We start from the raw sequence: 25,223 nt of genomic DNA, 5'->3' as shown, positions 1-25,223 counted from the left end.
TCTTTCTGGAAAATACCGTTAAAGCACTTGAAATAAGTGTAGCAGCTACAAGCAAAGAGAGCAGGATTGATCCTTTGCTGGCAACGTGCTGCGTGCATATTAGAAATTATCTATATTTAAAGCTTCTTCCTCCCTGCATTCATCTGCCGTTTTGATCCTCCTTCTATAAAAAGAGTTGAAAAATGAGTTTTTTCAGGGGAATAGTTGTTGAGGCAAAGTAAAAGAAAAGTCATGCTCGGGCCACTGATAGTGTCCGGCTTCACCTTACACCTACATGAAAAACAGAAGGCTTATCTTATTTCTCTTTATCCTTGGTACGCTGCTCGCCTGGACTGCCCTTTGTCTTACCTATTTCACTACCGGCCGCATAGAGTGGCTGCGGCTGCTCACCTTTCTGGTATCTGGTATTCTGGCGTACGTGGTCTATAGACGCAAATGAAAAAACATCTCTGCCTTTTCCTTTTTTGGTTTGTAGCCACTATCCATGCCTGGGCACAGGCCCCGGCTACGCTGGCCATCGCTAAAAACAAGTATGGATTGCCCGTAGTGACTTCTACTGCCTTGTACCAGCAACTGGTGGCCCAAGACCCCAAGCAGGAGTTAGTGGAACTGCAGTCCTACATACCAGGACTAGTACTGGACATCAAATATGCCACGGCAGATAACCTGGTAAAAGAGCCAGTATATACCATTTCCACTGCTTATGCCCGCAAACCCGTAGCCGATGCCCTAAAGAAGATTCAAGCAGAACTGAAACCGCTAGGCTTGGGTCTGAAGATTTATGACGGTTACCGCCCATACCATGTCACAGAGCTTTTCTTTAAAAAAGTAAAACGGAAAGCCTACGTGGCTAATCCTAAAAATGGGTCTCGCCATAACCGCGGCTGCGCCATGGACCTGACCCTTATCAGCCTCAAAGACGGAAAAGAACTGGAGATGCCCACGCCGTATGATGCCACGGTGAAACAGTCGCACCCAGATTATCCACACGTGTCTGCGCAGGTGAAGAAGAACCGCGCCTTGCTTATCAACACCATGCAGCGCCACGGATTCACCGTTTTCCACAATGAATGGTGGCATTATGACTTTAATGATTGGCCCAATTATCCGCTTATGGATATTCGGTTTGAGGACCTGAAGAAGATGAAGCAGTAGGCCCTCAAGGAAGCTGCTGTTCCAAGGCTCTTTTCCTGAAAACAGACTAGAAACGGGAGGCGTGATCGTCGCCCGTTTTTTATGAATAATTCCGTAGTTTTGAGCTATCTAAAGTATTAACCATTTTCTAACAGACATGAGCGTACGCATAGAGAAAGACACCATGGGCCCGGTAGAGGTGCCCGCCGATAAATACTGGGGTGCCCAGACCCAACGTTCCAAAGAAAACTTCACCATCGGGGGCCAGTTAATGCCAACTGAAGTTATCGACGCTTTCGCTATCTTAAAGAAAGCCGCCGCCTACACCAACGCCGATTTAGGCGTACTTCCGCAAGACAAAGCCGAAATTATTGGCCGCGTATGTGACGAGATTCTGGCTGGTGAGTTAGCCGATCAGTTCCCGTTGGTCGTTTGGCAGACTGGTTCAGGTACCCAGAGCAACATGAACGTGAACGAGGTGGTAGCCAACCGCGCGCACGTGCTGTTGGGCGGCGACCTGATGGATGAGAAAAAGAAAATCCACCCGAACGACGACGTCAACAAATCGCAATCTTCCAACGACACTTTCCCGACGGCCATGCACATTGCCGGTTACAAGGTAGTAGCTGAGCATACCCTGCCAATGGTGCAGAAACTACGCGACACGCTGCACGCCAAGTCACAGGAGTACATGAACGTGGTGAAGATCGGCCGGACGCACTTAATGGATGCTACGCCATTGACCTTGGGCCAGGAACTGTCTGGTTACGTGTCTCAGCTGGATCATGGCATGCGCGCCCTTAGAAACACCTTAGACCACCTGAGCGAACTTGCCTTAGGAGGTTCTGCCGTAGGAACCGGTTTGAACACCCCGCAAGGCTACGCCGAATTGGTGGCCCAGAAGATTGCTGAGTTCTCTGGCTTACCTTTAAGAACCGCTGAGAACAAGTTTGAGTCCCTGGCTGCCCACGATGCCATCGTGGAGACTTCCGGTGCCCTAAAGCAACTGGCCGTAAGCCTGATGAAGATTGCCAACGATATCCGTTTGCTGGCTTCAGGTCCGCGTTCCGGTATTGGTGAAATCATCATCCCGGAGAACGAACCGGGTTCTTCCATCATGCCAGGCAAAGTAAACCCAACCCAGGCCGAGGCCATGACCATGGTGTGCGCCCAGGTAATCGGGAATGACGTGGCGATCTCCGTAGGCGGCATGAACGGTCACTTCGAGCTGAATGTGTTCAAGCCAGTAATGATCTACAACCTGCTCATGAGCGCCCGCTTATTAGCTGATGCCTGCGATTCTTTTGACAAGCACTGCGCCGTGGGTATTGAGCCGAACTACGAGGTAATCAAACGCCAACTGGAGAACTCTTTGATGCTGGTAACTGCTTTGAACCCGCACGTAGGCTATGACAACGCGGCCAAAATCGCGAAGAAAGCCCACAAAGAAGGCACTACTCTGCGCCAAGCTGCCCTTGACTTAGGCCTGCTCACTGATGAGCAGTTCACCGAGTGGGTACGTCCGGAGGATATGATCGGAAGCTTGAAAAAGTAATCCTGGGGTTTTTAGCCTCTTCTGGCAAAAACACCCTTAAAAGAGAAAGGCCCTTCTGCTGTTGCGGAAGGGCCTTTCTCTTTTATCTAAGTAAGGTCAAAAAAAGAAGGGCGGCTCTTATGAGCAACCCTTCTTTGGTATTCTTTATGGTTGCAGGTACTTGTACTCTAAGGTAGCCGTGGTCTGGTTATCGGCGCCGGCTCTGTTGATGCCGGTTACCTTGAAGATCACGTAGTTGTTTTTATCCACCAATTTGGCGATGTACACGTCACCCACTACCAAGTCAGCAATAGAAGTCACTACCGTGCTTGGCGTGGCCGCAGAAGCGGTATAATACGCCTGCCGCACGCTGTTTACGGTGGCGCTGTTGTACACGGCAGCTGTGGTTTTCACAAAAGCAGTCTTGTTCTCGGCTTTCACCACAAACTTGTTGCCCGCCACACTAGTCACTGTGATGTCCTTGTTCGTAACTTCAGTTTCGGTTCCTACATTGGCTCTTCCCACAAAGTTGAAGGAAGTGGCCGCGGCATCCCCGTTGATCCCGATGGTAGCAGTAGCAGTTCCTGTGAAAGGAGTGGCCGCCACAATGCTCACCGGTGCAGAACTCACAGAAGCAGCGTTCTTAGGAGAAACGGCTTTCGCCTCGAAACGGAAAACCACATCCTGCCCAACGGCGTTGGCTGGTACCTTCACATCTACGTTTCTGGTAAGCGCGGCGCCAGATTTGGTCAATCCGATTCTATCGATTCTGGTCTCTGGGCTGGTGCCTACGGTAGCGTACACGTTCAAGCTGTCCAGGTCCTTGAACAGGATGGCAGAAGCTGAAGTAGTAGCAGTGGCAGAAGTAACGCCGCCTTCGTTCAGCACCAATTCGTACCGGATCACGTCATTGGCGGTGTTCGCACCGGACGTCACGGCAGAACGGTGCGCTACGCTTTTGATCTTGATGGTAGGGGTAGCCTCGGCTATTCTGAACGATGCGCTTCTGGTTTTAGAGGCGTTGTTGAACCCAATGGCTTTGGCATCTAACCGAACTGTAGCCTTATTGGCCAACCCGGCGGGCACTACGTACTCCACTACCAGTGTATCAGCTTTCTTATATTTTGAGAAAGCACCTTGGGCTGGTATGGTTCTTACCACGGAGGAATCCTGGTTGTCAAACTTCTGCAGGAGCACAATCTCCTTCACATCGGTTTTGTTGTACACCAACTCCATTTTCACGGTTTCTCCTGCGGCATATTTCGCGGCTACCGGCAGTGTACCGGTAGCTTGGAAAATCTGGAAAGAGTCTTCGGTAATTCTATACGGTGCTTCGTAGTCTTCCTCACAGGAGGTCAAAGACAAACAAGACAAAGCAACGGCAGGCAGGGCCAGGTATTTATTAAAAATGCTTTTCATATCTTCTTTAGATTAATTCCTATACTTCTACCTACTATTGCTGATCCCACCAAACTGGAATGGTCACGTAGTCCTGGGCACCCCAGCCCATTCTGGCTACTTCAGTTGGGTTAAACTGCGTCTCAGTCTGGGCAGGAGGGAGGCGACGAACTACTTTACCGTTCAGCAGGGCGTTCACGCCGGTTGGCATCTGGAAACCTGGGTAGATGGTAGGGTCGAAATCAAATCTGCGCATGTCTGACCATGACTCTGGGTTCAGGAACATGGCAATGTACTTCTGCTCCATGATGTTCTTCAGGGTCAGGGTAGTCTCGCTTTGGGCAACGGCTGCGCTGGCCATGTACGTAGCCTGGGCAGCCGCAGCTACTCCCAGCTTAGTCATGTGCGCAGTGATACCAGCTTTGTACGCGGTAAAGGCACGAGCCTTGTCACCCTTGCGGAAAGCAGCTTCTGCCTCAATGAAACGCATCTCAGCATTGGTCACCATCGGGAAAGGGCTATTGTCTGTAGAGTAGTACCCGCCATAGATATCTGAGGCCGCAAGAGCTGGCGAAGAACCAGCGCCTGGTACGGCTCCGTTGCTTAAGGACGGGGAGATGATAGGGAAACGAGGGTCATCTGCCGCCGTGGCATCACCCAGCAAAGTGGTTCCGTTCAGCAGGTTCACGAACATTTTGCCAAAGGTATAGCTCGCAAAGTTGGCTCTGGTAGGCCCGAAGATGCTGGTAGTGGCAGACTCTACACTAGTGGGTTGTCTGTAGCCCAACATGGCGTCATCGGCGTTGGATTTGATTCCTTTGTCAATGGCCGCCAGAACCGCATCTGGGTTGTAGTTGGCTTTCTTGGTCAAGTGGTTTAGCTGACGCGCCTTGATAGAGTTCACCAATTTGATCCATTTGCTTACATCGCCCTGGTACAGAATGTCTCCGCTTACCGGGTTAGAGGTATAGAAAGGACGCTTGTTCTCCGTGGCAGGCTTAGAGAACTCTACCTCGGCCTCATCTAACAAGGTAAGGATGGTAGAATAGATCTGCTCCTGCGGGTCATACTTAGGTGCAATGTTGGTGTATCCCTGCCACGCCTCAGTGTAAGGAACATCGCCCAGCATATCGGTCAGGTGGGCCATGATGATCGCTCTCATGGCTTTGCCTGCCCCTACATAATAAGGAGAACCTTCTGCCGCCGCTGCCTCCATCATGGGGCCAATGTTGCTACCCACCAGGTAATAGGTGTTGTTGAAGGTAGAGGTAGAGTTACCTGGCGTGAAGAAGTACTGGTCAGTGGTGATGTTGGCCGTTCTTCCGGCAATGTTCTGCGTGATCTGCCCCACTCTCAGCTCAGATAAAAGCTGCACCTGCAAGCCGTTGCCAATAATGCTTGGCAGCAGGTAATTAGGCGTAGTGGAAACCGGGTTATTTGGATCTTCATTGACATCCAAAAAATTGTCGCAGGAGGTAAGCCCTAAGCCTACCACTGCGCAAAAACCTATGATAAATTTTTTCATGTTTTGAGTCTCAATAAACTAGAAGGATAATTTCACGCCGAAGTCAACACCTTTGGTACCTGGTACGCTTCCGTAATCGAAGCCACCGGAACCACCGCCACGAACACCCGCTCCGGCAGAAGCTGTTTCTGGGTCAGATCCTGAATATTTGGTCAAAAGGATGAGGTTACGGCCCGTTACGTTCAGTTCCACGTTTTTGAATGGAATGCGTCCAAACGCTGATTTAGGCAATTTGTAGGCCAAGGTCACGTAACGCAGACGAATCCAGGAAGCGTCTTCAATGAAGTCATCTCCTACCACTGACATGATGTTACGGTAATAGCTCTCCGTCAACTCTACTTCTCTGGTGTTAGGCACGTAGGTTACTTTTCCATCGGCACCGGTCACGGCTACTACGCCAGGGAACACAGCTTTCTTGTAACGGTCCAACGTACGGGTGCTCAAGCCGCTGTTTACCAGGGTAGCCTCGTTTCCGTTCACTACCACCCCACCTTTGCGAATATCAGTTAAGAAAGAAAGCGACAGGTTGTTGTAGTTGAAGGTGTTGGTAATTTGCAGCGTGTAGTCAGGGGCACGGTCACCGGCGTAAGTGAATTTCTGGTCCACAAACGTTGGGTATCCGGCAGCGCTGATAATCATCTGTCCGTCTGGGGCACGCTCATATTGCATGGCGCTCAAGCCGCTCAAAGAACCGCCCTGGAACACACCACCTCTAGCAAAACCTACGATCCAGGCATCTGACTGGTAGATCTCAGTCAATGGGAAAGGAATGCTTACTACCTTGCTTCTGTTGCGGGAGAAGTTGGCCACCACATCCCAGGCAAAACCACCTTTCTGAATAGCTGTTCCGGACAAGATCGCCTCTACCCCTTTGTTCTCTACGGTTCCGCCGTTCACGTACTGCAGAATGAAACCAGAAGCTTGGCTCAGACGCGGCGCGATGATTTGGTCAACGGTTCTATCATTATAATAAGTAACGTTGAAACGCAGGTTGTTTTTAGAGAAGTTGAAATCCAAGCCAGTCTCAAAGGAGTTCTTGGTCTCTGGCTTCAGTTCTGGGTTACCACCGAAGAAGTTGTTCCGGAAACCACCGCCCAAGAAGGTGTTATTGGTCAACGGAGAAGACACTCTGTAAGGAGGTGAGTCTTTCCCTACCTGCGCGTACGAGATGTTGAACTTACCAAACTTCAGGAATGAACCGGAGCTAAGCGGCAGGTGCTCGGTGAACACGTAGCCTAAGCTGGCAGAACCATAGGCAAACGAGCGGTTTTTCACCGGTAGGGTAGAAGACCAGTCATTACGGCCCTGCAACTCTAAGAACAGGAAGTTGTCATAGTCAAAGCTTACCCGGCCAAACGCGCCAATCAAACGACGCAGAGAGTTCCGCTGGATCACGCTTCTGTTAGTGGTGTTGTTCAGGCCCACAAACTCAGGGTTCTGGAAAATCAGACCTAAATAGTCAACGCCTTTGGTCTCGGTCTGCTCCACGGTGTTACCCACTACCACACCTACCCCGAATTTCTCGGTGATGTTTTTGTTAGCAGTTACCACGAAGTTAGAGGTATACTGCTGGAACTGGTTAACGGAGATGGCTAAACCACCAGCCTGGTTGTTAGGCAAGGAAGTACCGGGAGAACGCACGCTTTGGCTCCGCTCGGTGTACACGTCAGTACCAAGGCGGTAGTTGATTTTTAACCACTTTGTAGGATCCAAAGTGATCCCTACGTTCCCGATGATACGATCAGTACGGTCAGTCTGTGGGTTTTTGTTAACCGTGAAGTAAGGATTGTCAATGTCACCGGTTACGCTTTCTAACAATCTACGACGTGAACCGTCTGGGTTCTGCCAGTCAGACATGTTGTCGTTTAATGGCCAGTTAAAGATACTAACCAAGAAACCACCGGTTCCGCCAAACAAACCTGGGCCTTGCAAGGCTCTCCTGCCGCTTGTCTGCAGATAGTTGGCAGATCCGTCAAATGAAAGCTTGTCGTTGAATTTAGCCGTACCAGACACCCGCACAGAATTCTTCTTGTATTCTGTTTCCGGTACTACACCACCTTGGTCTAAGTGGTTTGCGGAGATATAGAAGCTGGTTTTCTCTGATCCACCCGAGATGCTCAGGTTGTGGTTCATCTTGAAGCCTGTCTGGAAGAAATCTTCCACGTTGTTGTAGATAGGCTGTCCCTCCTGAAACTTAGGCCCCCATGATCTACGGGTAGTAGCGTCAAACACACCGTTTGTGCCTTGCTGGTACACCTGCTGCACTTCTGGTAGTCTGTTCACCTCGTCCATAGAGAAAAGACCGTTGTAGGTGATAGAGGTCTGCCCGGCCACCCCTTTTTTGGTGGTGATGATCACGGCACCATTACCGGCACGAAGACCATAAAGCGCTGCCGCGGCAGGTCCCTTTAGAACAGTAATAGAGGCGATGTCATCTGGGTTGATGTCACCGGCCCGGTTAGAGGAACCTACGGAGCGACCCAGCATTCCGTTGAAACCGCTACCCGCACCTGGCGCAGTAGACTCCTGGAACGAGGAGTTGTCTACCGGAATACCGTCAATCACAAACAAAGGCTGATTATCACCGTCAATGGAAGAACCCCCTCTGATCACGATGCTGGAGCCTTCTCCGGCACCCCCACCAGAACTGGTGATGTTCACACCGGCCACTTTTCCTTGCAAAGCGTTCACCACGTTCTGCTGGCGTGACTCTTCCAGGGCCGCGCCGCTTACTTCTTGCACGGCGTAGTTGATACTCTTCCGCTCCTGGGCAATGTTGAAGCCGGTTACCACCACTTCTTCCAAGGCTTTGGAATCTGACACCAGTGTGACGTTGATGGTATTGTCTACGCCAATGGTACGCTCCTGCGGAACCATACCAATGAAACTGAACACCAACACACTTCCTGGTGCCGCCTGGATAGAGTATTTGCCCTCGGCATCGGTGGAGACACCGTTAGAGGACCCTTTTACTACCACACTCACGCCGGGCATGGCGGAGTTGTCTTCAGAAGAGATGACCCTTCCGGTAATTGTTCTGCTTTGGGCATAACCTGCCTGAGCAATGCAAATGCATAGGGCAAATAGAATTAGCCGTAACATTATTCTCATAAATAAGGATTTAGGGGTGTAGACTGATTGTTGTTATTGATCTGGAAATTTCTGGGAAAGTGAATAAATCAAGGCATTTAGGTCAAAGAAGGTGATTGGGATGTTTTGGTGTTAACCACCGAAGGACAAGGCTGCTGCAAAATTAAAGATTTGCTAAAAACATATCCTTTCTCAAACCATAATTTATTTTATTCATCAAAAATTGCTTTGTTTTGAATGAAGTTATCATAAAACGGCCTTTAAACGGCACTTTCTAGTAGGACTATGAAGAATAGCGTAATTGCTATATAAAATTTGATGGGAAAATTATAAAAAACCTAGCAAAGCATCAGCAGAAATAGTAAGTATTTTTAATTTAAAGTTTAAATCAATTAATTTTTATAAGTGAGTATTTAACACTTATTGATATTATTTAGGAACCTGAACCATGCTTTACTCTGAGAGCCTCAAAACAAGGTGTTCTATACTGGTGACACAGAAAGCGGCAGATTTCCTCTTTTCCTATGAAAAACCTGTAAGAATCTGTTAACTTGGCTTTTATAAAGTTCTACTGTCTCGTGCTTTTCTTGCCCCTGCTATTCTTCCACTTTTGATACAATCTCCAGTGAATACAATCTCTACTACACATTCAGCCTCAGAAGAAATGATCTCGCAAGAGGCTTTGGTGGAACCCGCCAAGACAAGGCTCAGGTCACTGGACGTATTCAGGGGAATCACGGTGCTGAGCATGATTCTGGTGAACAACCCGGGCAATTGGGGCAAGATCTACGCTCCGCTTAAGCACGCGGAATGGCACGGCTGCACGCCCACCGATCTGGTGTTTCCGTTCTTTCTCTTTATAGTGGGTGTGTCTATTGCCTATGCGTTGTCCGGCGCCAAACAACGGCCCGAGCAGCATACGGCTACCATCTTCCGGATTATCCGGCGCGGGCTTACCCTATTTGCCTTGGGTCTGTTTTTGGCCTTGTTTCCCAAATTTGACTTCGAAACAGTCCGGATTCCAGGGGTGCTGGCGCGTATTGGGGTGGTTTTCATTATCGCGGCTCTTATCTTCCTGAAAACCGAGCGCCGTACCCAGATTCTGATTGCCGCTTTTCTGCTGATCGGGTACTGGGCTTTGATGATGTTTGCCCCGGTGCCCGGCATAGGGGAGGCCAACCTGCAACCTACCACCAACCTGGCTGCCTGGCTGGACAACAAACTGCTACCCGGCCACCTTTGGAACTCCACCAAAGTCTGGGACCCGGAAGGCATTCTGAGTACGTTCCCAGCCGTGGCTACTTCGCTATCCGGCGTGCTGGTAGGGCAGTGGCTCACGAAGAAAGACGATCCCGGAAACAAGATCGCCTGGTTGATGGTGTGGGGTGTGATCTGCACCTGCCTGGGACTGATTTGGGACCTGCATTTTCCTATCAACAAAAGCATCTGGACCAGTTCCTTCGTGCTGTACACCTCGGGTCTAGCGATGCTGGGTTTAGGGCTGTGCTACTGGCTTATTGACGTGAAAGGCTACCGCAGGTTCACCACGCCTTTTCTGGTGTATGGCGTGAACGCGATCACCGTCTTCTTCCTCTCCGGACTTCTGCCCAGGATTCTGTCCATGATCAAGGTAAATACGCCGGCTGGCGAGGTAGACAGCAAGACCTTCCTTTACGAGTCTTTCTATACGCCGCACCTGAGCCCGATCAATGCCTCATTGGCCTGGGCCATCACCTGGATTCTCTTCTTCATGGTGCTGCTCTATGCCATGTACCGGAAGAACATCATCATCAAAGTGTAGTCATTGGCTTGCCTGAGGACAAGCCGAAGCTATTTTGCGGCTGTTTTCCTGAAATCAGGCTTAAAACGGAGATGAATTTTCCTTCGCCACTGGCGAGGAAGGGTAGAATTTGCATCTGCCCGGCTCTCCTTGCGTACGTACCCTACATGGAACCACAACAACCCACCTTTATAAGAAGGCGCCTGAACAGTTTCGGGTATGCGTTGAAGGGAATCACGGCGGCATTCCGGTCTGAGATCAACCTGCGGTGGCATGTGCTGTCTGCCGGGGCGGCCGTGACCGCGGGGTTTTACTTTGGGCTTACCACGCTGGAATGGGTCATTGTCATCTTCTGCATCGGGTTGGTCTGGATGGCCGAGCTCTTCAACACGGCGCTGGAAGTGGTGGTTAACCTGGTATCGCCGGAGCGGCACCCGCTGGCGGGTAAAGCCAAAGACATTGCGGCGGGAGCGGTGCTTATCGCTTCTATCACTGCTGCGCTGGCGGGGTTGCTAGTATTCCTGCCTTACGTGTGGGACCTGCTTCAAAAGTATAGCTAAACATTCTATCTAAGCGTCACGTTTACTACTTTTGCCCGATTCTGAAAGGCAAAGGCCTTTCCTGTACCCCAAATTACCTGATTATGACTACTAACGACGTACTTAGAAACCTCACCGAATACAACATCTGGGCGAACTGGCGCGTGCTCAAGAGCTTTGACCGCATTGAGGGAGACCTCCCAGACTACGCCCAGCTTATGTTCAGCCACGTCCTGAACGCCCAAGCCATCTGGATCGCACGTATCACCGGCACTAAAAGCCCGGTAACGGTTCTGCAACGCCACACGCTGCATGAACTGCACCAACTGCATGAGCAGACCTCAGCGAAACTGGCGGAGATTTATGACCAAGCCGATGACGCCGAGTTGAACCGCACCATTGAGTACACCAACACCCAGGGGAAAGCCTATTCTACCAAGGTACAGGACATCCTTACCCACGCCATCAATCACGCCACCTACCACCGCGGTCAGGTAGCCCGTGAGTTACGTCTGGCAGGGCATGAGCCCATCAACTCAGACTACGTGACCTACGTGCGCATCCGCTACGGTCAAGATCTGGAGATTTGACCTATTCCTTTTTCGGCCCGATTTCTTAGAAAGGGATTGGAAACAGATCATGCTATAAAAAGAAGAGGGGAGCCCGTGATGGGCTCCCCTCTTCTTTTTGCTCCTTTTATGTTAGTTAAGATCTACCGCCGGAACTTCGGTGATAGCGTTATTGGTGACCATAATGTTGGAGAGCTCTTTGTTTTGGTAAGGTGCGGCGGTGCTGAACTGTACTTTGTACGTTCCCGCCGGGATGCCCTTGATCAGGTAACGGCCTGCGTCATCGGTGAAACCGCCAATGGTGTCGTTGGCCGCGGAAATCACCAGGATGCCGGGTTTGGCATCAGCCGGGGTTACGGTTCCTTTGATACCTCCTGCGATGGCTTCTGCAAACGTCCGGATGACCGGCTTCAGGTTGTACTGTCCGCTGTTCCCACGTGGAACAATTGACTTAGCCGCATCAAAGTCTAACAGCAACCGGTACGTTACATCGGCGACCAGGTCGGCGTTGATCTGCAGTTTCAAACCCGAGGTCTGGCCACTAGGAGTGGTCAACGGACGGGTAGCCGTTTCACCTTTCAATTTGAGGGAGTTGTTATTCCCGAGCACTAACCTGATCTGGGAAATGCGTCCGGCGGGAAGGTTGGCGCTGGCGAGCAAGGTATCACGGCCGTTGGCAAAGTCCAGAAGGTTGTATACGCCAGGATGGATGGTCTCCAGAGTTTCCCAGCTAGCCTCATCATCGTTGGCTTCGCGGTGGATCTGCACCGAGCGGATGTCCACGTTTACTTCGGCGTAATCCCCGGGCGCATCGGTGAGGCGTACTTCCATGCGGGACGACCCGGCCGGGTCATTTTCATCAGAACAAGCGGCAAACCCTACGGCTGCCGTCCACAGCATTCCAAATAGCAATCGTTTTTTCATAATAGAAAGGTGAGTAGGAACAAGACCACCGATTTTGGCGGCCGCCACCTTTACGCAAGGCTGGCGGAAGATTGCCAAACAAAAATAAAGCCGTTTTTAGCCTATTTTAAGAAAAAAGACTAAAAACGGCTTTAAAAATATGGTTATTCTTACTACTTCTTGGTGGTATCTACTGGCGTTGAGGTAGTTGGCTTTCTGGGAGCAAGAAGTTTATTCAGCCTTGATTTGGCCTCGGCTTTGAGTTTTTGCTCCGCTTCCTGGCGTTTCACCTCCAACTCCTGGCGGGCCTTCAGCTCCATTTCCTGCTGCTTTCTGGCTAATTCAACTTTGAGGCTATCTTTGTTCGTAGGCACGTTCACGTTGTATTTCTCTTTCACGCCTTCCAATTTGCTGGTCACCACCTGTTTCACCAGAGAGGAAGCCTCGGCTTTGAGGCTGCTGCCTTTCAGGGCCACAGCCGGGTCATTGTAGTTTCCGGTCACGCCCAGTTGCAAGGTTACCCGCTCCAGGCCGTTGAGGTTCTGCACGCCCGTAAGGCTGGTGATCTTTCCGGCCAAAGCGTTTCCTACCTTCCCGGAAGGGACATCCATGGCCACCACATAGTCTACTTTTCCGCTGACATTGTTCGTGCCGCCTACGGTCATCTTGATGTCGCCCACGGCAAAGTCAAAGGGCTTTACCACCAGGTTGCCACCCACGATCTCAGCCGCAAAGCCTCGGTTTTTGAGGGTGAAGTTCTGAACTTCCTTCAGGTTGGTCAACTGGCTGATCTTGCTCAGGGCCTTGATGTTCGTCACCACGGCTTCTACTACCTCAATCATGCCTTTACCGGTAAGCGTGCTCATCACCGGCATCATGTCACTTCCCAACTCTCCGCTGAAATTGAACTTAGAGGAGAACTCACCTTTCAGCAGTTTGGCGATGGGCGCAATCTGTTGGATGGTATTGAAGGAGTTGAAAGATTCTTGAAAATCAAGGTTCTTGATGTCCAGCCCAAAGGAGAATTTTGGGTGGATAAGGTCTCTGGAGTCATAAGAACCGGTAGTGGAAAACTGGCCGCCCAGCGTGTTGAAAGAAACATCTTCCAGTCTGGCTATCTGGTCTTTAAGGGTCACTTTTCCCTTCACATTCTGCAGCTTCAGGTTATCGTAGATAACGGTTCCCGCCTGGGTTGTCAACACCATGTCCAGGTTAGCTGGGATCTGCACCACACCCTGTGCTTCTTGGGTAGAGGAAGGTACCGTTTGGCCGGTATGCTCATCTACCATCCATTCGTTCACATTGAAACTGTTGGACCGCAGGGAGAAGTTACCGCGCAAGGGCTGGTTTTCTGAGAACAGGTAGCCCATGTAATTGGAGACAGTGCCGTCCATCTGTACATCGCTCTTGCCCAGGAACCCATTGAGTCCTTGAAGCGCCACCTTCTCATTGTTGAAAGTAGCCCTAGCCGAGTTGATGCGCATGCCCTGAGGCAGATCGGTGCTCTTGTAGTTTAGTTGTGCAATCTGCACGGTGCCGCTGGCTTGCACGTTGCCGTAACGGCCGGCGTCCACATCGGTCATCTTGCCTTTGGCTAGGATGTTTCCGTTCAGGCGGCCGCTGAGGGTGGTGCCTTCGATGGGGAAGATCTTGGTGAGTTTGGTCAAATCCAGTACTCCTTTCACATCAGCATCGAACTGGGGTTGAGCCAGGTTCTTGATGGACACGCGGCCTTCCAGCGGTTCTTTGTCTAAGAGCATCTTAAAGCGGGACACCTGGATGTCTGTATCGGCGGCGTTGCCGGTGCGGTTCACTACGGTAGAAGCCACCGTTACTTGTTCCAATGGCGCTGGGAACGAGGATGATTTCACGTAACCGTTGGAAAGGTTCAGTTTGGCGGTCACTACCGGCATGTGGTTTTCAAAGTACACGCCTTTTGCATTGGCGTCTATGTCCAGCAAGCCGCGGAGGGTGGTGCCTTCCAGCGGGAACACTTTGGTCACCTCGGCCAAGTCTAACTTGGCTTTCAGGTTTCCATCTACTTTCATCGGCTCCAAACCATCAATGACTACGCGGCCATCCACCGGGTTCTTGCCCAGGTCAAGGTGCAGTCTGCGGACATCAATTAACGTGTGGTCAATGTTGCCATCCGCGTTTTTCACGCTCATGTCAATGTTGATATTCTTGGCGGCCTGCGGAAGATCTGGGTACTGGAAGGTTCCGTTGTTCACTTTCAGGTCTACCCCGAAGCCTGGCATAGTGGTCTCATTAAAGATTCCTTTCACATAACCGTTGAACGCTACTTTGCCATCGGTCTTCACATCCTTGAATTTATTAGTGAATACACCGGGCACCAACGAGAAGATATTCTTGAAATCAGTCTCCAGGGCCTTAAAAGTTAAATCCAGGTTGATGTCATCGGTGGGCATGGCAATGGAGCCGGCCATGCCTAAGGCAAAATCATTGATCCGGAAGTTGTTGTCTTTGAAGGTGTACTTCATGTTGGCCAGGTCCATGGCCAGGGTCACATCAGCGTCCAGCTTCTTGTTCTCAATGTAGTTCACGCCTCCGTAGGTCATGGTGAAGCGCTCGGCCTGCGTCTTGGTTTCCATATCGAAAACGTCTTTGGCCAAGTCGCCGCTGCCGGTATGCTGCACATTGTAGGCGTTCACCCCAAACGGGATGCTCAGGTCTTGGTACACAATCTGCCCATTGTTGATTTTCCATTCCTCAATACCCATCTTGAAGTCAGTGGTGTCCTGGGCCTCGGGGGTAGCGGCGGAATCAGGGATGAAGATGTCCCAGTTGGCTTTTCCGCTTTTGAGCACCAACAGCTTGAGGCGCGGCTCGTCCATCTGCACCGAGTTGATCTCGATCTGGTCGCCGGAGATCACGCTCATCAGGTCCAAGCCCAGATTGAAATCTGGCAGGTAGGCGAGGGTGTCACGCTGGAAGGAATCCTTGCCTACAATGGTGAGTTCTTTTACGCTCAGGCCCAGGTCTGGGAATGTGCGAAATAGCGACAGACTTACGTTATTTGTTTCGTATAAGACGCGGGCGTTGATACTTTTGGCAATCTCTTTATCCAGGCGCTCCTTGATCTTATCTTTGAAGAAGATGGGGATGAGAGCAGCTGCGGCCAGCAATACCACAATAAATACTGCCAGACCTATAAATACTTTCCTCATGTTAGTAATGATGTGTTTTCAGCTTGTAAGTTTAGGTATTTTCAGATGAATATACGCTTACATGGGTTCCTGCAATTTGTATGCCGTGGATGCAACCGGTGGCAAGGAGGGCTGGCAAGGTTATGGTTGCTGCTCTTTTCTTTGCTCTTTGTGTCTACTATAACGTTAGCGCAGGAAAGCACCAGCACCCTGCCGTATGCGCACCGTCTCTTTCTTAACCCGGCTTTCACCGGATTATTGTCTGACTACAGCATAACAGCCGGTCATAGGTCACAATGGACAGGAGTCAACGGCGGGTACAATACCCAATGGGCCAGCGGAGAGTACCGGTTTACCCAATCCAAAAATGGGGTAGGTGCTACCGTTATGGCAGACAAAGCACCGGCAGGCGGGTACCAAAAGATACAAGCGGGCCTTCTCTATGCCTACCATGCCAAGCTAAAGGAGAAATTGGATTTAAGTGCCGGCATGCAGGTGGGCTACGGCTCACAGAAGCCTTCTGCCGGTGGGCTCATCTTTGAAGACCAATTGAACTCCAACGGCACGGTCACCAACCCTACTTCCGAGATCTTTGGATTGGACAGAACCTCTTACCTCACCTTGTCTGGCGGGTTGCTGTTGTTCACGCCGCAGTTCTGGCTGGGCGTTTCGGGGCACCATTTGAATAATCCCAAAGTAGGGGAGATGTCAGCCAGTACGGCCGCTCCGGTGCTGCAATTTCAGACGGGTTATAAGTTCTATGTAAAAAGCTATTTTAACCGAGATCGGTTTGAGGAAATCAGCTTTATTCCCACGGTTTCGTATACGCACCAGCGCAGCTTTAACCGCTTAGACGCAACTATTTACGCCAATATCACACCAGTCACACTAGGACTAGGAGCTACCTTGCTACCGGGCGCAAAAAATACTTCAATTGCAAGCACTATTCAGGGGATAGTTGGCGTTACACATAAAGGATTTAAAATAGGATATGGGTACCGGCATCCGCTAGCGGCCAGCCCGGTAGCCATAGGCCCTACACACGAGCTCGTTCTTTCCTTTGAGAAAGTGGATTACTTAAAGATTTTTAAAAGGTCGGGGTCAGATAAGAAATACAACCGCATTTCTTGCCCGGCATTCTAATTTTCTCTATTATTGCGTGTTAAAAGCCACATTTGATCTAAAGAATACAATCTTACCGGTATTTACCAATTTTATGAAACTTTCTAAACACTTAATGTACGTGTTGGCGGCGGGAGCAATCGTTTTCTCCTCCTGCTCTAAAAACAACCGTCCCACCAGCCAGGATCCCGGGAAAAATAGTACCGCCACGGGGATTGCCTATGACGATGAAGAAGGTGGTTTTGCTGTAGCCGATTATAGCGACGTACCTGAAGGACCCGGTTTGGTATTTATTGAAGGCGGTAGAACTACCCTTGGTTCTTCTGAGGAAGATGTGGCCATGACCCGCGACAACATTGAGCGTACCGTTACCGTGGCGTCTTTCTACATGGACGAAGCCGAGGTAGCCAACATTCACTGGTTGGAGTACCTGCACTACATCAGAAAAGACTCTTCTGAAGAAATCTACGCTAAGGCTTTGCCAGACACTACCGTTTGGGAGCGTGAATTGTCTTTCAATGACCCTTACGTAAACTATTACCTGCGTTACCCAGGTTTCCGTTACTACCCAGTAGTAGGGGTGAGCTGGTTACAGGCTCAGGATTACTGTACCTGGAGAACGGCCATGGTAAACAAAAACCTGGCGGCTGACTATGATGGCGAATTAGCCGAAGGAACTACGCCTCCCATTGAGTCTGGCGCCATTCTGCCCAACTACCGTCTCCCAACAGAAGCTGAGTGGGAATACGCTGCTCAGGCTTTGATTGGAACCCAGTTGAGCGAAGAGGAAAACCAAACCAACAAGCGTATCTATCCTTGGGATGGACACCAGGTGCGTAACCCATATGGTAAAGGACAAGGCCAGTTCCTGGCTAACTTCAAACGTGGCCGTGGTGACTACGCTGGTATTGCAGGTTCTTTGAACGACGGCGCCATGATCACTGAGTACGTGTACGCTTACCCACCAAACGACTTCGGTCTGTATAACATGGCTGGTAACGTGAACGAGTGGGTACAAGACGTATACCGTCCGCTTTCCTTCCAAGACGTGGAAGACTTGAACCCAGTGCGTCGTAACGGAGTTCAGGATGATTCATCTATGTATGACGTAGCCGGCTTCCAATCATTGATCACCAACACCGTGCGTGTGTTCAAAGGTGGTTCTTGGAAAGATGTGGCGTACTGGTTGTCTCCAGGAACTCGTCGTTACATGGAGCAGGACTCTGCTACCTCTACCATCGGTTTCCGTTGCGCCATGATCAACACTGGCTCAAACAAATAAGAAATCCTTTATTTCCATAAAACAAGAAAGGCCGGTAATTCCGGCCTTTCTTGTTTTATGGGGTTTAGGTACTCCTTATTATAAGGTGTATGCAATAGAAGCCACACTTACACCACTGGCTCCATTCTTTAGCAGGATATCCGCACAGGCCTCAATGGTAGCCCCGGTAGTGATGACATCGTCTACCAACAACACATGCTTTCCTTGAACGGCCGCTGGTTTTTGAATGGCATACAACTGCCGCATGGCCTCCCATCGGGCCTCCCGATTTTTTGAAGTTTGGGTGGCACTGACTCGGTTCTTCTGCAAGGCATCCACCACTAAGGGCTTCTCTAAAGCATCTGCTATTTCTCTGGCAAATGCTTCCACCTGATTATAGCCTCTTTGCTTCAACTTGCTTTTATGCAGAGGTACTGGCACTACCAAGTCTATTGATCTGAAGTCATCCTGCTTTTTAATCTGAGCACCAAACCATCTCCCTAACACTTCGCCTACTTCTTCCTGCCCTTTGTATTTCAATTGGTGGAGTAATCGTTGCACCCGTCCTTTCTCTTGGAACTTGAGATACGCCACGGCTAATTGGATAGGCACCCTTCCCCAGAAAACTTCATGCAAAGAGTTCTGAGTAGGGGAGAGGTGGAAGTCCGTGTAAGGAAGTTTGATGCGGCAATGGCTACAGACAACTTCTTCCCCAAGGGCTAACTCACCACCGCAAGCCCGGCACTCCTCCGGAAAAAGTAACACCAGAAAGTCATGGTAAAGGGACCTGAGGCCCATCTGCAGCTGTGACATAGACTACTTGGGTATTTTGATGTAACTTTACATAGCGGCGCAGAATGCCGCCTTTAATGACGCATAAAATGAGCTTAGTAACAGAATTCAACGATTACCGCACCCGCATGAACGAGAAGATCATGGAGGCGGACAATAAAGTGATCAAGCGCTTTTTCAACCTAGATACGAATGCCTACGCAGAAGGTGCGCTGGATGTAAAGACCAAAGAGATGCTGGGCCTGGCCTGCTCCATGGTCTTACGCTGCGATGACTGCATCAAGTACCACTTAGGCAAATGCTTTGAGTGCGGCCTGACGGATGAAGAAGTGTACGAAGTCTTCGCCATCTCCAATTTAATTGGTGGTTCTATCGTGATTCCGCACTTCAGAAGAGCTGTGGAGTATTGGGAAGAACTGAAAACCGAAGGGCAAACCCAAGCCTAGAACCATTTCTGTTCCCGACCTGTTTTCTGGAAATCAGCCCTAAAACTGCTTGCTTTTACTTGTGGATTACTTCCTTTGATGCCGTTCCATCACGGAAATCAGCAACAGGATTAATCTACTTAAAACACGGTTTTAGGGCTATTTTCATCAAATTAGGCTCTAAATAAGTTTAGAAAAATGGTGGATAGCGCAGAGAAATCCACTTCTGCGTTGGGCCACTTATACACACAAAATTTCAATGGAGAACGAAGAAGATTTTGATGTCCGTTGGGCAGCGTTGCGCCAGGACATCAAGAAACAGTTTGGAAAAAAGCCTGATCTGAATGCTATCCTTTTTCTGGTAGGCGTGCAGGAGTTGGGCCAGGGAGTACGGGAGTTCACCAAAGAAGAAAAGCAGGACTTGATGCACATTGCCACTTGCAAACTCTTGAGCTTGTCCGGTTACTATGAACTGGATGGCTTGGACCAGGAAGGATGGCCGCACTGGAAATCGGTGAAGCCGCTGCCGGCCTGTAACCTGAAAGAGCAGGAGCGCATGCTCAAGTGGCACGCCCTGGAGTACTTTGACGAAATGAATTCATGAAGATTATCAGCTACAACGTAAACGGCATCAGGTCTGCCATCTCCAAAGGCTTTCTGGATTGGGTGAAAGCCGCCAACCCAGACGTACTTTGCCTGCAGGAAATCAAAGCCGACGAGACCAAGTTTGACAAAGCCTGCTTTGAGGAGATAGGGTATCATGTGTACCTGCATCCGGCCATCAAGAAAGGCTACAGCGGGGTGGCCATCCTTTCCAAAAAGGAGCCTAAAAACGTGTGCATTGGCTGCGGCATTGAGCAGTACGACCACGAGGGCAGAGTGATCCGGGCAGATTATGATAGCTACTCGGTGTTGAACGTGTACATGCCTTCGGGCTCCAGCGGCGAGCACCGCCAGGCGTTCAAGATGGAGTGGCTCCGCGATTTCCAACAGTACATTCAGGGTTTAAAGGACACGGTGCCCGGTTTGGTCATCTGTGGTGACTATAACATCTGCCATCAGGCCATTGATATCCACAACCCCAAATCAAATGCCAACTCCTCCGGCTTCCTGCCCGAAGAACGGAACTGGTTCTCCAGTTTCCTGAAGGATGGCTACATTGATTCGTTCCGGCACTTCAACCAGGAGCCGCACCAATACACTTGGTGGAGCTACCGAGCCAACGTACGGGCCAAGAACCTGGGCTGGCGGATTGATTACCTCTTGGTTTCTGAGCACTTGAAGCCTTTGATGAAGCGGGCCGCTATCTTACCTGAGGCTAAACACTCAGATCATTGCCCTATCCTTTTGGAGATGCACCCCGTGGAAAACTAGATTTTCTCCTCCTACCTTGAAAATGCGTTTTTGGTCTGTTTCTGGGAAAACAGGCCAGAAACGTATTTTTGTTTTACTTCTTCTGTGGACAGCGTCCCTCCTTATATTATAGACTAGGGAAAACCATTCGTCACCTATCCACAGGAACCATTTTCCTCTCCTGTTTCGTTTTTCACCTGATTTGAGGAATATAGCCCAAAAACCCTGCGGAATGCTCTCAAATCAGAGAATTAACAATAAATTAGTAAGCAAAAGAGTTAATACTCTGCTGATTAAATACGTATGACAATAAAAGGAAACGGCTGGTACTCATTTCTCCCGTACCGTTGTTTCGGGCTACTCTAATCTTATCTCACTTATGCGGGCTGCCGGTTCTTTGGATACAGTTTTACAGCAGCTTCAGGCGTTTAAACGCAAATTCTACCTGAACCTGCTTTTTAAAGGTGCTTTACTCTCATTGGGGTTGGTGCTTTCTTCTTATCTGCTCATCACCGTTCTGGAGTATTTCTTCTATTTCCAGCCGGAGGTACGGGCCTTTCTCTTGTTCTCGTTTCTGGCCATCAGTGCTTTTGCCGTGATCCGGTGGCTTTGGGCACCCATTATGGGATTGACCAACCTGAAAAAGCTCCTCACCGATGAGCAGGCTGCCCAACAGGTTTCCAATTACTTCCCTGAGATCCAGGACCACTTGCTCAATTTGCTGCAGTTGAAAAACGTAGCCATGAGCAATGGCCTGGTAGCTGCTAGTGTAGAGCAACGCTCAGAGGAATTGGTGGGGTATCGCTTTCCGGAACGGATTAAATTCACCCAGAACCGCTCTTACTTTAAATACCTGCTGCTGCCGCTTACCTTGGTAGTGGTTTTGGCTTTTATTTACCCGACTTTGTTTGTGCAGGGAACGGAGCGCATCATCCATTTCAAGCGGCATTATGCCCCCAAAGCTCCTTTCCAGTTTGAAATCCAGAATTCCTCCTTGCAGGCATTCAAAGGCGAGGATTTTCAGTTGAAGGTGAACATTGAAGGGAACCGCGTGCCAGAAGAAGTGTTTCTGGTCATTGACGGCCGGCAGATGCCGCTCAATAAGTTGAAAGACCAGACCTACGCTTATGATTTTGAGCAAGTGCAGGAGTCGGTGGATTTCCAGTTGACCGGCGCCGGCTTCTATTCAGATGAAAACCGCTTAACCGTAGTGGCCAGGCCCATGCTTCGGCAGTTGAAAGCCCAGTTACGTTATCCTGCCTATACCAAACGTCCTTCCGAAATCCTAGACAACACAGGAGATTTGACTATTCCTGAGGGAACGCAAGTGACCTGGCGCCTGGCCGCAGACAACGCCGATTCGCTCTGGTTACAGTTTGATGCGCCGGCCCAGAAAGTAAAAGCCCAAACCGAAGACGAGGAATACGTGGTGCGGAAGACGTTCATGCAGAGCCAGCGCTACAGCATGCACCTCAAGAACCGCTACTCAGAAAATAAAGAGCAGATCTCGCACCAGGTCACCGTTATCCCAGACCGCAACCCTGAGATTACTTTAGAGCAATTCCGTGACTCGGTGCTGTACTCTTATTTAGTAGTAGGAGGGACCATCTCAGATGATTACGGCTTCAGCAATCTTTCCCTGCACTACCGCGTGCTCAGAGGAAACAAAGCGGCCACTGGCTACCGAGCGGTTTCTATTCCGTTCAGCGGCTCTTTGGCCACGCAGTCGTATTTCCGGCAGATGAACCTGAAGCCGCTGAATCTGCAGCCCGGCGACAGACTGGAGTACTTTGTGCAAGTAACGGATAACGACCAGGTGCCCCAACCGAAGAGCGCGCGCACTTCAACCTTCATCTTCAAGTACCCAGACCCGTCTGAGGTGCAGAAATCCATTGAAGAATCCTCGCAGCAAGTGCAGTCCCAGATGAAGTCGTCGCTCACCAAGGCCGAGGAACTGAAGAAATCTCTGGAGCAGAACGAAGAGAAAACCAAGCTAAAGAAAGAACTCTCTTACCAGGATAAAAAAGCCCTGCAGGAACTTGCCGAGAAGAAGAAGGCTTTGCAAGAAGAACTGGCCCAGTTGCAGAAGATGAACGAGCAGTTGAACCAGCAGCAGGAGCGTTTCTCGCCCCAAAACGAGAAACTAGCCGAGAAACGCGACCAACTCAAGAAGATGATGGACCAACTGCTGGACGACGAGACTAAGAAGCTTTACGAACAACTGGAGAAACTGCTGGAGCAAAAGCAGCCTCGGCCAGAACAGATCCAGCCGCTCCTGGACAAACTCAATAACAAAGAAGAAAACCTGCAGAAAGAGCTGGACCGCTTGCTGGAGATGTTCAAGCAGCTACAAGTAGAGCAGAAGCTAGACAATGCCCAACAGAAGCTAGACGATCTAGCCAAGAAGCAGGAGGATCTGGCGAACAAAACCGGCGAGCAGAACAACAAACCTGATCAAAGCCTACAGCAGGAACAAAAGCAACTGCAAGAGGAATTCAAGCAGATGCAGGAAGACCTCAAAGAGGCCGAGAAGATGAATGAGCAACTGGAGAACCCTGAAGACATCCCTGACACCGAGAAGATGGAGGAGCAGATTGAGCAGGAGCAGGAGAATGCCCAGGAGTCTATGCAGAAAGGCCAGAACAAGAAAGCGAGCCAGTCGCAGAAATCAGCGGCGCAAAAGATGAAGCAGATGTCGCAGCAGATGCAAAGCCAGGAAATGGAAGGCGACTCCCAGCAGATGCAGCAGAACCTGGACCACCTGCGGGATATCCTAGAGAACCTGGTAACGCTGTCCTTTGACCAGGAGAAACTCATGAAGGACTTCCGGAACGTGCAGCAGAGCGACCCTAGGTTCATCGGGCTGGCCCAACAGCAGATCAAACTCTCAGATGACGCTAAGATTATTGAAGATTCATTGCTCTCCCTGGCCAAACGCGTGCCGCAGATCCAGTCGTTTGTGACCCGTGAAGTAGGTGCCATGGAAGGGGAGATGCAGAACAGTTCTGAGGCCATCAAAGACCGTAACTTGCCTAAGACCGGTCAGCACCAGCAGCTGGCTATGACCTCCATGAACAACCTGGCCTTGATGTTGAGTGATGTGCAGCAGCAGATGCAACAGGCCATGATGGCCATGCAGCAAAGTGGACCGGGCAAGAAGAAAGGGAAAGGCAAGAACGGCAAGAACCAACCGGGTGCCTTGGGGCAGATGCAGCAGCAGTTGAATGAGCAGATCCAGCAGTTGCAGCAGAGTGGGAAAAGTGGTCAGCAATTATCAGAGCAACTGGCCCGCCTGGCGGCGCAGCAGGAAATGCTCCGGAATGCCATGAAAGAACTGGCCCCTTCGCCTACCCAGCCGGGAGGCAAAGAAGGAGGGGAGAAACTCAGTAATTTGAGCAAGCTCATGGAACAAACCGAAACTGATCTCGTTAATAAACGTCTTACAGAGCAGACCATGATGCGGCAAAAGGAGATTTTGACTCGTTTGCTGCAAGCTGAGAAAGCCGCCAATGAACGCGATCTGGACGAGAAACGAGAAGCAAATACCGCTAAGGAATTGCCCGCCCGTATACCGCCATCGCTTCAGAAGTACCAGGAACGGCAGAAACAGCAGACAGAATCGCTCCGTCAGAACCTACCTGCTTTGACACCTTATTATAAAAAGCAAGTAGATGCTTATTTTAAGCGATTAGGTTATTAGATTTGCAGACATTTCAGATATAGTAAACATATTATGAATCAAGTAAAAATTCAGATTCCTTCTATCATTGAGAATATCCGTATCGTGGAGAGCTTCATTGACAACTCACGGGAGAAATTTCAGATTGAGGATGACATCTATGGTAATATCATGGTTGCCGTGACGGAATCTGTGAACAACGCCATCAGACACGGCAACAAGTTTGATAAAGATAAGAACGTCTATCTTTCTCTTTTTGTAGAGCCCAACCAACTGCGCTTTGAAGTACAGGATGAAGGAAACGGATTTGACCCAGAGACCTTATCTGACCCTACTGCCCCAGAGAACCTGGAGAACCCCGGCGGAAGAGGAATCTTCTTAATGCGCAACCTCTGCGATGATGTTTCTTTCAGCAATGACGGCCGTACGGTTTCTTTAACTTTCAATATTGAGAATGCAGGAACTACCCATTGAGTTCTTTACCGAGGAGATAGAATTTGAGGTTAAAAACGAAGAGAAAGTCAAAACGTGGCTTTTGGAAATAATTTCGAAATATGACTTCGAATTAGAATCTTTGAACTACATTTTTTGTTCCGATGAATATCTTCATCAGATGAATGTAGAATACTTAGAGCATGATACGCTCACTGATGTCATCACCTTTGATAATTCCGACTTTGATGGAGTTATTGAAGGTGATGTTTTCATTAGTATAGACCGCATTGTGGACAATGCCACCACTTTCAACATTTCCCCAGAAGAAGAACTTCACCGGGTAATGGCGCATGGCTTACTCCACCTGCTCGGTTTCGATGATAAAACGCCAGAAAAGAAGGCGTTAATGCGAACCAAAGAAAATGAGTGTTTAGATCTGCTTAAGTTGTAAACACCTGTTTCCTGAGTTTTCCTCACTTATCAACAATGTTTCACGTGAAACATAACACTAATCCAC

Annotated in this window: 20 protein-coding genes; 14 read left to right on the top strand and 6 right to left on the bottom strand. The window is 49.8% G+C overall.

Features of this window, described 5'->3' with window-relative positions:
* Positions 1-274 precede the first annotated feature (274 nt).
* The 3 genes from FOA19_RS23310 to fumC all read left to right on the top strand — a co-directional run bounded on the left by FOA19_RS23310 (position 275) and on the right by fumC (position 2,689).
* Entirely contained in the window at positions 275-439 is a 165-nt protein-coding gene (locus tag FOA19_RS23310; RefSeq protein WP_190300310.1) for a hypothetical protein, read from the top strand.
* Positions 436-1,155: a M15 family metallopeptidase gene (locus FOA19_RS07230; protein WP_149090071.1), complete on the top strand. Its 720-nt coding sequence runs from the start codon at positions 436-438 to the stop codon at positions 1,153-1,155. Before FOA19_RS23310 ends, FOA19_RS07230 begins: the two co-directional genes overlap by 4 nt.
* Positions 1,156-1,291: 136 nt before the next feature.
* A complete protein-coding gene (gene fumC / locus FOA19_RS07225) occupies positions 1,292-2,689 on the top strand; it encodes a class II fumarate hydratase (RefSeq protein ID WP_149090070.1) in 1,398 nt (465 codons plus the stop codon).
* 144 nt (positions 2,690-2,833) lie between these two features.
* Here fumC and FOA19_RS07220 read toward each other — a convergent pair whose 3' ends face one another.
* Genes FOA19_RS07220 through FOA19_RS07210 form a run of 3 tightly spaced genes read right to left on the bottom strand, consistent with a single transcriptional unit; the run spans position 2,834 to position 8,702 of the window.
* Positions 2,834-4,087, bottom strand: a complete 1,254-nt coding sequence (locus FOA19_RS07220) for a hypothetical protein (RefSeq protein WP_149090069.1) — start codon at positions 4,085-4,087, stop codon at positions 2,834-2,836.
* Between the two features lie 34 nt (positions 4,088-4,121).
* Positions 4,122-5,591, bottom strand: coding sequence for a SusD/RagB family nutrient-binding outer membrane lipoprotein (locus tag FOA19_RS07215; RefSeq protein WP_149090068.1), 1,470 nt, complete (start codon positions 5,589-5,591; stop codon positions 4,122-4,124).
* An 18-nt stretch (positions 5,592-5,609) separates the two neighbouring features.
* A complete protein-coding gene (locus tag FOA19_RS07210) occupies positions 5,610-8,702 on the bottom strand; it encodes a SusC/RagA family TonB-linked outer membrane protein (RefSeq protein WP_149090067.1) in 3,093 nt (1,030 codons plus the stop codon).
* 643 nt (positions 8,703-9,345) lie between these two features.
* On the opposite strand from FOA19_RS07210, the gene FOA19_RS07205 reads away from it, so the two are divergent.
* The 3 genes from FOA19_RS07205 to FOA19_RS07195 all read left to right on the top strand — a co-directional run bounded on the left by FOA19_RS07205 (position 9,346) and on the right by FOA19_RS07195 (position 11,590).
* A complete protein-coding gene (locus FOA19_RS07205) occupies positions 9,346-10,482 on the top strand; it encodes an acyltransferase family protein (protein WP_149090066.1) in 1,137 nt (378 codons plus the stop codon).
* A gap of 146 nt (positions 10,483-10,628) precedes the next feature.
* Positions 10,629-11,021, top strand: coding sequence for a diacylglycerol kinase (locus FOA19_RS07200; protein ID WP_149090065.1), 393 nt, complete (start codon positions 10,629-10,631; stop codon positions 11,019-11,021).
* 83 nt (positions 11,022-11,104) lie between these two features.
* Positions 11,105-11,590, top strand: coding sequence for a DinB family protein (locus FOA19_RS07195; RefSeq protein ID WP_149090064.1), 486 nt, complete (start codon positions 11,105-11,107; stop codon positions 11,588-11,590).
* 111 nt (positions 11,591-11,701) lie between these two features.
* Here FOA19_RS07195 and FOA19_RS07190 read toward each other — a convergent pair whose 3' ends face one another.
* Together FOA19_RS07190 and FOA19_RS07185 are read right to left on the bottom strand one after the other, a co-directional pair.
* Complete coding sequence (locus FOA19_RS07190; RefSeq protein WP_223808769.1) at positions 11,702-12,469, bottom strand: DUF4382 domain-containing protein; 768 nt, start codon at positions 12,467-12,469, stop codon at positions 11,702-11,704.
* 176 nt (positions 12,470-12,645) lie between these two features.
* A complete protein-coding gene (locus FOA19_RS07185) occupies positions 12,646-15,660 on the bottom strand; it encodes an AsmA family protein (protein WP_149090062.1) in 3,015 nt (1,004 codons plus the stop codon).
* 45 nt (positions 15,661-15,705) lie between these two features.
* Here FOA19_RS07185 and FOA19_RS07180 point away from each other — a divergent pair, with 45 nt between their 5' ends.
* Both FOA19_RS07180 and gldJ read left to right on the top strand, forming a co-directional pair.
* Positions 15,706-16,782, top strand: a complete 1,077-nt coding sequence (locus tag FOA19_RS07180; RefSeq protein ID WP_149090061.1) for a PorP/SprF family type IX secretion system membrane protein — start codon at positions 15,706-15,708, stop codon at positions 16,780-16,782.
* 73 nt (positions 16,783-16,855) lie between these two features.
* Positions 16,856-18,043, top strand: a complete 1,188-nt coding sequence (gene gldJ, locus FOA19_RS07175; RefSeq protein ID WP_149090060.1) for a gliding motility lipoprotein GldJ — start codon at positions 16,856-16,858, stop codon at positions 18,041-18,043.
* 78 nt (positions 18,044-18,121) lie between these two features.
* Here gldJ and FOA19_RS07170 read toward each other — a convergent pair whose 3' ends face one another.
* Entirely contained in the window at positions 18,122-18,835 is a 714-nt protein-coding gene (locus FOA19_RS07170; protein WP_149090059.1) for a ComF family protein, read from the bottom strand.
* Between the two features lie 68 nt (positions 18,836-18,903).
* On the opposite strand from FOA19_RS07170, the gene FOA19_RS07165 reads away from it, so the two are divergent.
* From FOA19_RS07165 to ybeY, 6 genes are all read left to right on the top strand, one after another.
* Positions 18,904-19,260, top strand: coding sequence for a carboxymuconolactone decarboxylase family protein (locus FOA19_RS07165; RefSeq protein WP_149090058.1), 357 nt, complete (start codon positions 18,904-18,906; stop codon positions 19,258-19,260).
* Between the two features lie 238 nt (positions 19,261-19,498).
* On the top strand, positions 19,499-19,843 hold the full coding sequence (locus FOA19_RS07160; RefSeq protein WP_149090057.1) for a hypothetical protein: 345 nt from the start codon (positions 19,499-19,501) through the stop codon (positions 19,841-19,843).
* Complete coding sequence (locus FOA19_RS07155) at positions 19,840-20,613, top strand: exodeoxyribonuclease III (RefSeq protein ID WP_149090056.1); 774 nt, start codon at positions 19,840-19,842, stop codon at positions 20,611-20,613. The genes FOA19_RS07160 and FOA19_RS07155 overlap by 4 nt, the downstream gene beginning before the upstream one ends.
* A 376-nt stretch (positions 20,614-20,989) precedes the next feature.
* Positions 20,990-24,292, top strand: coding sequence for a DUF4175 family protein (locus FOA19_RS07150; RefSeq protein WP_223808768.1), 3,303 nt, complete (start codon positions 20,990-20,992; stop codon positions 24,290-24,292).
* Positions 24,293-24,325: 33 nt separating this feature from the next.
* On the top strand, positions 24,326-24,745 hold the full coding sequence (locus FOA19_RS07145) for an ATP-binding protein (protein ID WP_123127003.1): 420 nt from the start codon (positions 24,326-24,328) through the stop codon (positions 24,743-24,745).
* Complete coding sequence (gene ybeY / locus FOA19_RS07140) at positions 24,726-25,157, top strand: rRNA maturation RNase YbeY (protein WP_149090054.1); 432 nt, start codon at positions 24,726-24,728, stop codon at positions 25,155-25,157. Before FOA19_RS07145 ends, ybeY begins: the two co-directional genes overlap by 20 nt.
* Positions 25,158-25,223: the final 66 nt, after the last annotated feature.

This window comes from Rufibacter hautae, from assembly GCF_008271695.1.
Lineage (GTDB): Bacteria > Bacteroidota > Bacteroidia > Cytophagales > Hymenobacteraceae > Nibribacter > Nibribacter hautae.
The sequence above is the reverse complement of the archived record's forward strand: the minus strand, read 5'-3'. Positions and strand labels throughout refer to the sequence as shown.

Coding starts and splice junctions, on each gene's coding strand:
- FOA19_RS23310 (WP_190300310.1), top strand. CDS start 275: ATGAAAAACAGAAGGCTTATCTTATTTCTCTTTATCCTTGGTACGCTG.
- FOA19_RS07230 (WP_149090071.1), top strand. CDS start 436: ATGAAAAAACATCTCTGCCTTTTCCTTTTTTGGTTTGTAGCCACTATC.
- fumC (WP_149090070.1), top strand. CDS start 1,292: ATGAGCGTACGCATAGAGAAAGACACCATGGGCCCGGTAGAGGTGCCC.
- FOA19_RS07220 (WP_149090069.1), bottom strand. CDS start 4,087: ATGAAAAGCATTTTTAATAAATACCTGGCCCTGCCTGCCGTTGCTTTG.
- FOA19_RS07215 (WP_149090068.1), bottom strand. CDS start 5,591: ATGAAAAAATTTATCATAGGTTTTTGCGCAGTGGTAGGCTTAGGGCTT.
- FOA19_RS07210 (WP_149090067.1), bottom strand. CDS start 8,702: ATGAGAATAATGTTACGGCTAATTCTATTTGCCCTATGCATTTGCATT.
- FOA19_RS07205 (WP_149090066.1), top strand. CDS start 9,346: ATGATCTCGCAAGAGGCTTTGGTGGAACCCGCCAAGACAAGGCTCAGG.
- FOA19_RS07200 (WP_149090065.1), top strand. CDS start 10,629: ATGGAACCACAACAACCCACCTTTATAAGAAGGCGCCTGAACAGTTTC.
- FOA19_RS07195 (WP_149090064.1), top strand. CDS start 11,105: ATGACTACTAACGACGTACTTAGAAACCTCACCGAATACAACATCTGG.
- FOA19_RS07190 (WP_223808769.1), bottom strand. CDS start 12,469: ATGCTGTGGACGGCAGCCGTAGGGTTTGCCGCTTGTTCTGATGAAAAT.
- FOA19_RS07185 (WP_149090062.1), bottom strand. CDS start 15,660: ATGAGGAAAGTATTTATAGGTCTGGCAGTATTTATTGTGGTATTGCTG.
- FOA19_RS07180 (WP_149090061.1), top strand. CDS start 15,706: ATGAATATACGCTTACATGGGTTCCTGCAATTTGTATGCCGTGGATGC.
- gldJ (WP_149090060.1), top strand. CDS start 16,856: ATGAAACTTTCTAAACACTTAATGTACGTGTTGGCGGCGGGAGCAATC.
- FOA19_RS07170 (WP_149090059.1), bottom strand. CDS start 18,835: ATGTCACAGCTGCAGATGGGCCTCAGGTCCCTTTACCATGACTTTCTG.
- FOA19_RS07165 (WP_149090058.1), top strand. CDS start 18,904: ATGAGCTTAGTAACAGAATTCAACGATTACCGCACCCGCATGAACGAG.
- FOA19_RS07160 (WP_149090057.1), top strand. CDS start 19,499: ATGGAGAACGAAGAAGATTTTGATGTCCGTTGGGCAGCGTTGCGCCAG.
- FOA19_RS07155 (WP_149090056.1), top strand. CDS start 19,840: ATGAAGATTATCAGCTACAACGTAAACGGCATCAGGTCTGCCATCTCC.
- FOA19_RS07145 (WP_123127003.1), top strand. CDS start 24,326: ATGAATCAAGTAAAAATTCAGATTCCTTCTATCATTGAGAATATCCGT.
- ybeY (WP_149090054.1), top strand. CDS start 24,726: ATGCAGGAACTACCCATTGAGTTCTTTACCGAGGAGATAGAATTTGAG.